Source organism: Ruegeria sp. AM1 (genome assembly GCF_056540745.1).
In genome coordinates, this window is record NZ_JBQFXH010000015.1 from 41356 (window position 1) to 53765 (window position 12410).

At 50.6% G+C, this 12410-nt stretch carries 10 protein-coding genes; 5 read left to right on the top strand and 5 right to left on the bottom strand.

Annotated elements, in window-relative coordinates:
• Positions 1 to 55 precede the first annotated feature (55 nt).
• The 3 genes from ACR0I7_RS18500 to ACR0I7_RS18510 all read left to right on the top strand — a co-directional run bounded on the left by ACR0I7_RS18500 (position 56) and on the right by ACR0I7_RS18510 (position 3396).
• Positions 56 to 442, top strand: a complete 387-nt coding sequence (locus tag ACR0I7_RS18500) for a carboxymuconolactone decarboxylase family protein (protein ID WP_480513628.1) — start codon at positions 56 to 58, stop codon at positions 440 to 442.
• A gap of 518 nt (positions 443 to 960) precedes the next feature.
• Positions 961 to 1452, top strand: coding sequence for a GNAT family N-acetyltransferase (locus ACR0I7_RS18505; RefSeq protein WP_480513630.1), 492 nt, complete (start codon positions 961 to 963; stop codon positions 1450 to 1452).
• A gap of 876 nt (positions 1453 to 2328) precedes the next feature.
• Positions 2329 to 3396, top strand: coding sequence for a Hint domain-containing protein (locus ACR0I7_RS18510; RefSeq protein ID WP_480513631.1), 1068 nt, complete (start codon positions 2329 to 2331; stop codon positions 3394 to 3396).
• Here the strand turns inward: ACR0I7_RS18510 and ACR0I7_RS18515 are convergent.
• Positions 3393 to 4418, bottom strand: a complete 1026-nt coding sequence (locus ACR0I7_RS18515; protein ID WP_480513632.1) for a helix-turn-helix domain-containing protein — start codon at positions 4416 to 4418, stop codon at positions 3393 to 3395. The genes ACR0I7_RS18510 and ACR0I7_RS18515 overlap by 4 nt on opposite strands.
• A gap of 1415 nt (positions 4419 to 5833) precedes the next feature.
• On the opposite strand from ACR0I7_RS18515, the gene ACR0I7_RS18520 reads away from it, so the two are divergent.
• Positions 5834 to 6457 carry a transglutaminase-like cysteine peptidase gene (locus ACR0I7_RS18520; RefSeq protein ID WP_480513633.1) on the top strand — a complete coding sequence of 208 codons (624 nt, stop codon included), beginning with the start codon at positions 5834 to 5836 and terminating at the stop codon, positions 6455 to 6457.
• A 118-nt stretch (positions 6458 to 6575) separates the two neighbouring features.
• Positions 6576 to 7685, top strand: coding sequence for a Hint domain-containing protein (locus ACR0I7_RS18525; RefSeq protein WP_480513634.1), 1110 nt, complete (start codon positions 6576 to 6578; stop codon positions 7683 to 7685).
• Between the two features lie 239 nt (positions 7686 to 7924).
• On the opposite strand, the gene ACR0I7_RS18530 is transcribed toward ACR0I7_RS18525, so the two are convergent.
• From ACR0I7_RS18530 to ACR0I7_RS18545, 4 genes are all read right to left on the bottom strand, one after another.
• A complete protein-coding gene (locus ACR0I7_RS18530; RefSeq protein ID WP_480513635.1) occupies positions 7925 to 8257 on the bottom strand; it encodes a YegP family protein in 333 nt (110 codons plus the stop codon).
• A gap of 298 nt (positions 8258 to 8555) precedes the next feature.
• Positions 8556 to 9608 carry a Hint domain-containing protein gene (locus tag ACR0I7_RS18535; RefSeq protein ID WP_480513636.1) on the bottom strand — a complete coding sequence of 351 codons (1053 nt, stop codon included), beginning with the start codon at positions 9606 to 9608 and terminating at the stop codon, positions 8556 to 8558.
• 109 nt (positions 9609 to 9717) lie between these two features.
• The gene (locus ACR0I7_RS18540) at positions 9718 to 10275 is read right to left on the bottom strand and encodes an invasion associated locus B family protein (protein WP_480513638.1); all 558 of its coding nucleotides are present in this window, start codon (positions 10273 to 10275) and stop codon (positions 9718 to 9720) included.
• Positions 10256 to 12410 (bottom strand): autotransporter outer membrane beta-barrel domain-containing protein (locus ACR0I7_RS18545; RefSeq protein WP_480513639.1); only part of this gene is annotated, 2155 nt, incomplete at its 5' end. The genes ACR0I7_RS18545 and ACR0I7_RS18540, both read right to left, overlap by 20 nt.

Genomic DNA, 12410 nt, shown 5'->3' on the forward strand with positions numbered 1-12410 from the left:
CAATAGAAATACGCGGGCAGCGTTACACAGAAGAAGGCATGAAAGGGGTGAGCGCATGAGTGACGAAACCGCACGTCTGACCCGAGCTTTGGGAGTGCTTGAATCCCTTGAACCGGGAGCGCCTCGCAGAGTTCAGGACAATCTGGAGGACTTTGCACGAGGCACAACAGAACTTGTGCTGGGCTATGCGTTTGCGGACATCGTCAGTCGGCCAGGTATCAATCTAAAGACCCGTGAGATGCTGACCGTTGCGATGCTGGCCGCAATGGGCACAGCTCCGGGTCAACTCGAGTTTCACATGCGCGCCGCGATGAACACCGGTGTTTCGAGAGAAGAATTGGTCGAGATTGTGCTGCAAGTTTCGGTTTATGCCGGTGTGCCAGCGTGTATGAACGCAATTGCAGCAGCGAAGAAGGCCTTGGAAGTCTTCGACGGCGCGTAGCGGACACGACTTCTGCCTTCTTCTGCAAACCTGTACAATCAAAATAGTCATCGCGAGTGGAATAGAAGGCCAGTTTCTTCTGCGAAAAGACGACAACCGTGCTTAAAAAAGGTACGTTGAAAAAAGTGGTATTGAGGAAGATTGTATTCTGCGCCTTTAGAAACTTCTGGTCCTCAGAAAGCGCCAATGGCATTTCAGCTTTTTTGCTAAGGCTTGCGAAAAACTCAAGGTATTGGTTTCCGATTGCATCAGGAAGCAGACCTTGGCACAACCGCAGCGAAATAGCGCTTAGTCCGCGTCTTGTCCCTCTACGCGTGTTGCAGCGAAGGTGATTTACAGTGTGGATCTGCAGCTGTTAGCAATTTCATTGCAATGGGACTGGTCGGCTTGATGCGCCATCTGATGTTAAGCGTTCACCCTGTCCTGGTCGCACTACGACGGTTGGGTCAGGTTCGTGTGACGTTCGACACTAGCTTCAAATCATTGATGCTACGGCCCCTTTATGATGCAGTCACTGTATGAAAACCAGCCGATCCAAACCTTCAGACATTGTGGTGGTGCGACGGGCAAATGCTGCTGACGTTGCGACCATCGTTCACATGCTCTGGGATGACGAACAGGGCCGCCAAAGAGAGAGCGTCTTGCAAGATCAGGCCAGCACCTACCTTTCGGCCTTCAAACTGATCGAACGCGATCCCAATAACCAGGTTCTGGTTGCAGCGATTGATAACACCGTGGTGGGCTGTTTGCAGCTTACTGTCATTCCGGGCTTGTCGTACCGAGGCGTAAAGCGTGCATTGGTGGAAGACGTGCGCGTCGTGAAATCCCATCGAGGGCGCGGCATAGGCAATCAGATGCTCGCCTTTGCCGAGGCCAAAGCAACGGAGTTAGGGTGCGGACTGATCGAACTCTTCGTCCACGAAGGTCGAAGTGATGCTCATCGGTTCTATGAAAGAGCAGGATATTCCGGCGCACATCGCGGTTTCAGAAAGAAATTGGAAACGGGATAGGTGTCCGCTTGCGGTCATTCGCCGCTTCGCAAAAACTTTGTAGGTCTGGACTCACATAGCCGACCTTTTCTGCAGCGCGTCATCCTGCGGATCTGCAGCTTGTTGCCAATTTCATTGCAAAAGTAGTTTTCGGCCTGGTGCGCCATCTGATGTTTAGCGTCTACCCGTCCTGGTCGCACTGTGACGATTGGGTCAGGTTTGTGTGACGTTCCAGAGTTGGGTCAGGTTTCTGTGACGTTCAACAGAAGTGTGGAACGTCACTGATTTCTGACTCAATCGACTTCCAAAACCTCAACAAATCGGTGAATTGCGTCATTCAATTCTGACCCAAACGTCAAGCATTTCTGACCCAATAACGATAGCCGCCTTCGTTGACGCTGCAGCGAAAGGCTACTGAGAGCCCAAGGCGGTCATCAGCTTTTTTCGCTGTGTGCGCTCGCAGCATGAAAATCGCAACGTAAAGGCTCTAGGAGATTGCTCTATTGGTGTTGAGTTCGCCAAAGCCCTCATCAAATCCCGCTAGAAATGGATCACCGAAAACCCTGAAAAGCATCGCTGCTAACTAGGGTTCGCAATATGGATAGCTGCACACAGAACTTCTTGCACACACACGATTTTGGGCATCTTTAAATTCGCCAGATGGATAACAGAAAGTTTGCGCACATAGTAACTTCTGCTGCACGCAGAGAAGTACGAACCGCATTGGGCAAAAGAAGACGGCGAATAACCACCATCGAAATGCCTTCCATCATTCAGCTAATCCGCCTCTGAACTATGTCGATCCAATACATAAACTGAGGCCCGGGTTTCACTATACCGCGTATAGGGCTTCTTGGCCTGACTGCCGGAGAAAGCCACAGGGAGTATTGAGCAACTATGCCATTGATCACAAACGGAGATTTTTCAAACGGATTGACAGGTTGGACGGTCAGCGGAGCGGGCCCCACTGCGCCTACGCACGATCCGATCAACAACCGTGTCATCTTCGGAAATGGTGATAATGATGTACAGGATGGTGATCGATTAGAGCAGGAAGTAGGTCTTCAATCAGGTGAGGAATACACCCTAACATTTTCGGCTTCCGAAATTGGACCTAGCGTTGGAAGTTTTGGGTTGAACATTGAATTAATCGACGTGAATGGAAGTGGCAACACACAGTTTCTAGACTTCGTTTCTGTCAACAACGATGAAACGACCAACGTCACCATAACATTCACCTCGAACTTCGACGACCCAGTTCTTCGAATCCGTGGAGCATTTGGAAATGGAGGCATCGAATCGGTGCTTATCCTGGACGATTTCGTCCTGACCTGCTTCACCGCTGGAACAAGATTGATGACTAGTCACGGCGAAGTTGAAGTACAAGATCTGAAAACCGGTGACTTAGTCATCACTCTTCCAAAGTCTGAAGGTTTTCAGGAGTCGACGGGCGCAATACGCAGAGTTTTCCGCCAGTCGATCTCAGTTCAGCGGATGCAACGCAACCCAAAGCTGCGGCCCGTTTGCATTGCTGCGGGCGCGCTTGGGGATGGGCGACCAACAAGAGATCTGCTGGTGTCACGACAGCACCGGATGCTTGTGCAATCCAAAATCGCTGAGCGTATGTTTGGTATCTCGGAAGTACTAATCCCGGCGATCAAGCTCACGGTACTCCCAGGAGTGTTTGTTCAAGAGATCACCGAAGTAATGCAGTATTTTCATGTGCTGTTGGATGACCACGAAATCATCTTTGCAGAAGGAGCGCCGACCGAAAGTCTGTTTACGGGCCGCGAAGCTCTGAAATCGATCGGTCCCGAAGCTCGCGAAGAGATTCTAACTATTTTTCCAGACATTGAAAAACTGGACTACGATCCTAAGCCTGCGCGCTACATTCCTTCCGGGAGCCTGCAGAAAAAACTTATTGAACGGCATCTCAAAAACAACAAACCCCTTCATTTCTCCTAGGGCTTCAGTACTGTGCTCTTTTCCGCGCGTTTGCGTGTCTCCGACGGGAGTTCACCAAAGAACTCCCGATAATCGCTTGATAGCCAGCCGAGATGCCAGATATCGAACTGCGCCGCGATATCACCAATGGTTTGCCCCTGGTTCTCCTGCTTCAGCAAGGCTGATCGAAAACTGTTGAGCTTTACTGCTTTGTTGTATTCCAACGGACTCTGTTGAAAAAACTCACGAAAAATTTTCTCAAGAGATCTGCGAGAGACGCCAAGGCGATCCGCCAGCTCTTGTGGCGAAAAGTTTGTACCCAGGTTCTCCCGAAATTCTCGTTGAGCTGCTCCTGCCAATCGCGCCCGATGATTCCGCTTCTCTTGCTCCAAAAGCGAGGTGGCGACATAGGCATCTGATGCAATGCCAACCAGGAGATTGATAAGCGCCCGTTTCGAACTCTGCATGACGCCCGGAAAGGCATGTTGATCTTCACCTGAAGCGAGGCGCGCCAGAAACGCGACGGAACCTCGAAGGTGTTTGAGAGTGGTCGAATGCACAAAAAACTGCGTCGACATCCCAATGCGCTTGCAGACATCATCTCTTAAGTGAGCGTCACCGAGAGCATTCTCAAAAGTCACTTTGTCGACACTTACAACGCAGAACCCGGTATTGGCTTCGGCTCTGCAATCAAATGACTGCCCGGGTGGCATTATAAGAACATGATCACCTGTAAAGCTGACCCTGCCAAATGCACTCTCCAAATTCCCGTGTGTGAAAAAAGCAAACCCGTAGCGGTCTGGCGGAGATGCTCCCCATTGATCCATTCTTTGGTTAAAGGTTTCAAAGTAGAGACCAAGCTCTGAATCAATGTCGATCGTTTCAAATCGTCCCTTGTAAAGGCCCGCGCTCATTTGTTGATACTGCTGATCGTAACCCGCCAAACAGGCCGCTTGATCATCGATGTTATAAAAGGTGTGTGTCCATCGCTGCGGCAGTTGTTTTTCACCAATCGGATATGCTCGCGGCTCCTGATCCGTCATTGTTGGCTTCCTTCGCTGCGCCGCAGGCCGGATAGCGATAGGGTAGCGCCAAGTGCATGAGAAAGTAAAACTGAGACGGGAAGCGTCTCGCGAGCAGTTCTTGAAGTGTTTCGAGTCATAAATTTGGAATTTATTAATATACTATGAGCAGCAACTTGATCTAAATCAATTGGAGAAGCACGAAATAGTGAACAATTAAAGAGTTTCAGCCTCGATTGTTATCGGTAAATTTTGTAACGATTTTGTAAAAAGGTAATCATTAGTTTGGTAAAACCAAATATGCATTCTGGCGCTGCGCGGACTGATTTCGCAAATCGGATAATTCTGCAAGCCTCCCCTCGGATTTCTTTGGAATTGTTTGATGTCTTGGTCTCGCATCCCGGATAACGGTCCCTTGGACGAATCATTTAGACTCAAAATTGCGAGATAGATTTATTCGCCTCAGCATTTGCATCAGCGCAAAAAAGTTCGAGAACTAATGAGGAATGACGAGGTTAGAGAGTAACTACAAATAACAAGATTGGCCTATCCGTTCAGCCAAACCTAACTGCCCAACACCCCACCACCAACCAACCCAGGGTGCGCTTGCGGCGTATCCTAGCGTTGCACCGAAATTTGGCTACGGCCCGGCCCCCTCCGTTCGGTGCAACGCCCAAGCATAAGGAGACAGTCAGAGCCTCACAAACTCCGACACTTACCAAGGAATGGATTTGGTACGCGTCGAGATGTCGGCGCATCTCAGCTACATAACACCACTCACTTTTGCCACTCACTCGCGTAAACGTAGGAGGAACGAACATCCGATGCACAGCAAAGGTAGCCGCATTCACAACTGCTTCGAGCTTATCCGGATGCGGCACTGCCTTTCTTGAGACCGCCCCTGTTGAATTAGAAACACCCCAGGGGATGTGATCTGTCAGCTATATACCACGGGGTTAACAGTCTGGGATAGGGCTGTTTAGGCTCCTGATGGCATGTCAATTCCTGAGGCTGACAGACTTTGCGTTAACGAGGGACTACGCCAAAAAAATGGAAATTAACAACTGTAGGCTATTTCGAGAAGTTAGCCTTAAAGCACAAACAAGTGCGGCTAGGATTGATGAGGTGCCTGAACATGGCAACTGCAGGAACTGCAGAGCTTACCTAGTATCCAGAGAGGACCCTTTCTGTTGGAGATGCGGGACACGATACCCATACGAGACCAAAACAAAAAAACAAATACCCGCTCTTCCATTTTTTCTCATAGCGACGGCTGGGAGCGCTGTTTTAACATATCTCCTCTCCACTATGGGATTGATCAAGTGACACGCTTGGCTCAACTCAATGGTCGTCATGTGTAACCAAATAAGAGGCCTAGATTCTAAAACACTCTAGCTGATCGTAGTTGCTAAGTAACACAGCACCAAGGTAAAGGCATGAAAACTCTTCGCTATCAAATGAAGACCGCTGCTAGGCAGATTGCGCCAATACCAATAAGAGTTTTGGTGGTGTTTGGCGTGATAGGTAGTATCTCGCTACCGGGTTCAGAAACTACCGCTTCAGAGGCACGATTCCTGAAGGTAATTGCCGCATCGCCCCCTCCTTCGGGTGCTATTCACTTGTGTCAGCAATACAGTTGGGTGTGTTCCAGTAAGCGCTCTATTTCTCACAGCAGTCAGCATGAACTACAAATCATCAAACGGATCAATCATGAGGTAAATACTTCAAACCGAGAGGTTGGAGATCAGCGCCAGTATAGAACACGTGATCTTTGGACTTTGCCGACATCCATTGGTGGTGACTGCGAAGACTTTGCGCTGCTAAAAAAGAAAGAACTGATCAAAGCGGATGTTGATCCTAATAAGCTCTTGATTGCAACCGTACTCGACAAGCGTCGCAATGGGCATGCCGTTTTGGTGTACCGTTCTTCTGATGGCGATATGATCCTGGACAACCAGACGAACCGTATCAAACTATGGTCCGAGACACCTTACCTATTTTTAAGGATGCAGGATCCCAATCAGCCACGCCGTTGGGTCAGTGTTAGCAGTCGGAGCTGAAGGTGTCTGTCAGGGGGTTTGAGCTATTGCTAAGCAGTCTGTTTCGGTTGCTAAGCCAAAAGCTTAGGCCATGTAGCGTGCATTTTACTATTCGAGACGCACGATAGGAGGATGTTGGTTGGCCGACTACACACTTGCAGTCCTGCCGGAAAGCGCGATCACCATCACGGGTGGCGTGGGTCTGGACGGTGTAACCCAAGGCGATGGATCACATCTAGTCGGCGAGTTTATGACGTTGGGGCCAGGAGCGCTGACATCCCTCAATATCTCAGATGGAGGAACTGACACCAATTTTGATGACAACGATAGCAATCAGACGCTTGATGGAGCACAAACCCTCAATGGCGTAACCTATCCAGATAACACCCGAATAGAGGCCGAGTATCAGTTCACGCTGCGCGACAATGCCACGGGGGAAACCTATCAGGTAATCGGCGTCAACATCATAAATTCGGCACCTGCATTTGGCACAGTTGAGGGGTTGGCGTTTGTCGGTGACTTCCCACCACGCGGCGTTGCTTTGGAAGTCATTTCAGCGGCTGAAGGCCCCGGCTCTGCAGGTCAGCCGCCGATCGACGTTACAGATTTTGTCACCTGCTTCACGCGCGGCACTACGATACTAACAGATCGAGGAGAGGTTTCGATCTGCGGACTGAACCCAGGAGACAAGGTTCTGACCGCAGAGGGATCGTCATCTCAAATACGCTGGATAGGTCATCGCGAATTTCGTTGCAAAGCACTTCGTGCAAACCCCAAGCTTTGCCCAATCCGTATCACAGCAGGGTCTCTGGGGCACGGGCTACCGAAGCGCGACCTACTTGTTTCGCGCCAGCACCGAATGTTGGTACAGTCTAAGATTGCAGAGCGCATGTTTGGAGAAATCGAAGTTCTCGTTCCGGCGGTCAAACTGACTAACTTGCCAGGTGTTTTCTCAGATGAATCTGTCAGGCAAGTGGAGTACTTCCATCTGCTTTTTGACCAGCATGAGATCATCTACGCCGAGGGTGCACCAAGCGAAAGCTTATTTACCGGTCCAGAGGCTTTGAAAGCTTTAAGTTTAGAATCGCGAGAAGAAATCTTGACGATTTTCCCAGAAACTCGAGACCTGTCCTATCCGCTGGAACCCGCTCGATACATTCCATGCGCTAGACAACAAAAAAAACTGATCGCACGGCATCTGAAGAACAATAAACCCCTACTTAGTCACGTAACTTGGCCCAGTGTTTGAAAATCCAGATCAGCTAGGTTTTTAGCAATCTAGCGCGGTTAGCGGGTACGACTTCGATACCTAGTGGAACTAAGCTAGTGAAGAGAATGACACGCAGTGAGCAAGGGTTCCTAGGTTAATGGCAAAGCTAATACAGAAACACTCGATACTCGACGTGCTTCAATGCGCTGCCAAGAAGCACCCGATGCTGGGTTCGCTCCCGCTTATATGACGTTTACAGGACGAGTGTGCTGTCCAACTTAGCTCAGATCTTCGACACGTGCTTCAGGAGCATTACGTTTGACGGATTCAATACCGTTATCCCGAGCGGCCGCACTGGAATAAGTTTCGCTGGTCCCGACAACCTGCCCATTGCTGGCTTTAAGATTAAACATATACCCGCCAGATTTGGTTTCCTTACGCTCGTATCTGTCATCACTCGGTGCGTTTTTCTTAACTGATGTAATACCGTTTTCCGCACTGGTTTTTTGGACATAGCCTTCACTGGCCAGAATGACTTCGCCATTGCCTGCCTTCAGTCGAAACCGATATTCCCCAGCTTTGTCTTCAAAGACTTCGAACTTTCCGGGCATATGAAGCTACCTCATTATTTTGAACTAATAATTAGAACGACGTTGCAATGTTTAACAAGCGTTCACAAGGTAAAAGTTGTCGCGATTCTGCGATGTTCTCGATCATACCCAATGCAGTGAGGTGTCTAAAATCACGGTCAGGCGACCAATGCGTTTTGTTTTACATATGGCAACGCACCAAGTTGCTTATTTGTTTACTTTTTGCGAATATCGAGAGCCTATGTTTTAAGACTTTAGGACCTTCACCCATCGAACTCGATATCATAAGCTTGCGAACAATCAGCAGAGCCACATTCCGTCAAAATACCTCGAGCAACGGTCTGCCGTTTTTGTGGTGACGCATCGCAAGTTGCTTTATTTGTTTGCCCTTACTGGGGATGAACCGCGCCGGAACTGGCAAGAAGCCTGGCTCGCAGATTTCCGGAAAAAGCTTTTCGATTTCCGCCCGAGCTTCGGCTGAAATAGCTTTCATCGCTTCAGGTCCTGTAAACAAGCTTTCTGTTGGAGCCCCATTGGAATAGATGACTTCATGTTTATCGAAGAGTATGTGGAAGTACTCAACTTCGGACAGGTCATCAACAACGTCAATGCCCTCTATGCCAACCATCTTGATTGCCGGTACTAGTGTTTCGGTGATTCCAAACATGCGTTCTACAATTCTGGAGCGCACCAGAACGCGGTGTTGACGTGAAACCAAAAGATCTTGCCTGGGCAGGCTGCACCCCAACGCTCCAGCGGTGATACGAACAGGGCGCAACTTAGGGTTGGACTGCAACTCAACGGGCCTAACTTTGCGAGACCCAATCCAGCGAATAACCTGAGCTGAACCGTCCAGTGTCCGCACGCGGTCTCCAACTCCCAGAGTTTCTACCGGAAGCTCGCACCCACCATCTGCCTGTATCAACGTGCCGGCGGCAAAACAGACGATAGTATCGTCAATGCTGGTATAGGCAATCGTTCCATCGGAATTGATGAGTGAAAGCGTGCGATTTGTATTGTCGAACAGCCAAGCCGGTGGCGGGGAGGAAAAAACAAACAATTGCCCTGGGGGGTTACCCGCTGTCTGGGAAAACACCTCGAAGATGTCATCAAAAGTCTCCCCAGTATCGTTGTTTGTCATTCGATAAAGGCCGCGCGACCGGACAGTATCTCCTACGTCTAACTCACTGATGTTGGAAGCAATGATCCTCTGGTCACCGTTTGTTTCAAATGGCGGAGCTTGTTCAATATCGTCAAAAATCGTATCCCGAAAACCGTTGTCATCGCGAACGGTGACTGTGCCACCAAATTGGAAACCGTTCGTACCTCCGATGTTGGCAAGACGATATATTCCAAAATCAAAGTCAGGCATTTGTCGATGCTCCAATGATCTAGTGTTAATTCGAAATTAATTGGTGCTATTTCCTTAGATACTTGAGCGAAAACCTCCGGATGGCGCGGCTATCATGCTGTCTACGGTTCTATTGAAGCGCTCGCAGTCTTTCGACTGCATCTTTGAATCCAGTTAGAGACAAATCGGCTTGTAGTTTCTGACCATTGATACTCATCATAAGAACAGTGAGCGTTTGGGAAGACCGCAGGTTTTTCATTACATCAGCGTCTGCTGCAATATCAGCGACACACCCGACAGATTGCAGGCAGGTCGAAAAGGATCCCATCGGGAGATCGCCATTCCCGGTGGAAAACTTGACGCCTTCCCGGAGTTGTAGGCCAAGTGGTGTAATAAGGGTCAGCTTGTCGGGATTTGTGGTGAAAACAGCAGAAATGACCCTTTGTTGTGTGTCGGCTTGCCTGAGTTCCTGAGAAACCTGGCAGGTGCGTTTTGTGTCATCGCCCTCGGGCGCTTTGGCGGTTTTGCACTGCACCGCCCAGACACCGTAGGTTTCTGACAGCGCGTTGGGCTCCTGCGCGGACCCTGCACCAGTTGTCAGTGCAAACCCAGCGGCTGCAAGAAACAGACTCTTGAGGCCGGCACGCAGACCTATACGTAGTACCCATTCAGAACTCGATCTTGACACCAAAGCTGCCCCCCAGTGATTTACCCGAACTCAGACTGGATCCGAGCACCGAACCAGCCGTCATTTCGGCATAGATTGCTGAGCGGGTTCCATTGGAGGAAAACCATTCATAAGACCCACCAAGTCCGATTTCTCCCCGCCATGGACGGGATTCCTGTATCAGCGTAGTATCGTCTGACCGCACCGCTGTGGTCCCATCGAACAGATGGAATACATTGGCCGACAGGTAGATGCTGCTTTGCGCATCGCCGCGGCCAGGCGATCGATATTCCAGGACGCCGCCCACCCGAAGCTCCGAGGTCGAGCCATCTTCGAGCGAGACGATCTCACCATTGGCGCCGGTGAAACTGTCGAAATCCACGTCATAGTACATGTACTGCATTTCTGGCGTGATCGAGAATACATCACTCAACGCAATGGTCTTGCCGATCTCAAGAGAGGCCGCATAGCCTGAGCCGCTGTTGTCCTCAATCAAGGGTGCCCCGTCGAAAGACAGATCGCTTTCGAAATCCGCATATTGCAGCTGTGCGTCGACATACAAACCGGAATCGTCATACCACGTGAGGGTCGTGCCAACTCCTACGGCGTCGGTGTCGGCACTTCCACTACCAATCAACGAAGATCCGGACAAAGAAGCAGACCCATAAAAAGCACGGAACCCACCGACAAGGCGGCCACTACTGTACTCTCCGAGAAGTGTTTCCACGCCCATTTCATATTTAAACGAGCTGATGTCGTATTCGGAATCCGTGGCGCCAAGTTCCAGCGCGGTAGTTGAGGTGCTGAGGTCAAGGTCTGACCTGCCACCAGAAACCTTCATCCAAAGGCCGGCTTCTCCACAGTCACGGCTGTCCTGGTGGGTCTCGGTCTCAGGATGGATCGCATCGCTGCACAGTGGGTCACCGCCAGCCAGCCACGCCCGCCCTTGAACGCGCTGGCTATGACCTTCGAGCGTGTTCAGAGCATTCAGGTTTTGCGGGTAGGCTTCATAGATCAGGTTCGACGGCAGGAACTGGCGCTGCAAGAACCACTGAGACCCAACAAGGACAAGCCCATATCCAACCCCGCCAAGATCCACGGTATCCCCCGCGAGCTGAAAATCGCCCTCAGAAGTTGCACCCTGAACGTCGACGAGGAGTATGTCATTGCCGGTGGCCTCCCCAGAAGTGATATCCGCTACAAAAATCGTAGTTCCACCTGCAACGACGTCACCGGCAATCACCAGTGTATCAGCAACATCGCCTGTGGCATCGGCGTCGAGCTGTAATGCACCATCACCGGAATAGTCGCCACTCACCTGAAGAACATCTCCGGTCACATTATCCCGAAGATCGATTGCTCCGGCATTGCGGATGCTTCCAATGACGTTGATCATCGACATGGAGCCAGAGGTGTTTTGGTACCTGCCACCCGCAAGTGTCACCAGATCACCGGTCAGATCGAAATCACCCCAGTTGCTGATGACACCACCAGCCCCCGCAATCATCCCGTGCCCGGGCCCATTGCCAACAGTCAAGGTCGGTCCAAATTCAACTGCGCCGTCCACAACGGTGATCGCTTCCCAGTTCTGGAAGGCAGAACCATCCACGGTGCCATCCCATCCATCGAACAGGACATTGTCGTCCGTTCCAGATCCACCATCAACCAGACCGGTTAAACCCGACAGATCCGCACTACCAACAAAGGTCAGCATGTCATCGCCGTCGAGCATGTCGATGGTTCCTGCACCGGTCAGAATCCCCGCAACATCGAAGGTGTCCTCACCTAGCGTAAAGGTGAACGTACCTTCCAGATCAAGCGTTGCGCCTGTGGTGACTGTCGCGGTAGTCACATCCGATATCGCAGCCCCGGCTACCACAGTCATTGTGCCTGAATTGGTGATACTTTCGATCTGAGCCGGTGCTGCACCACCCAGCACGTTAAAGGTACCACCATTATCAAGACGACCAGACAGGTTAAAATCTCCCGTCCCGTTTATCGTGGTGATGCCGCCATTGAGCATATCCCCGTTGGCATTGAGAACACCGTCATCAAGATTGATGGTGCCAGTGCCTGTGGTGGACAGCAGACCGGTTACGTTAAACGTGCCCCCGTCCTGATCCAGTTCACCCCCGTCTTCAATACTCGCCATGCCG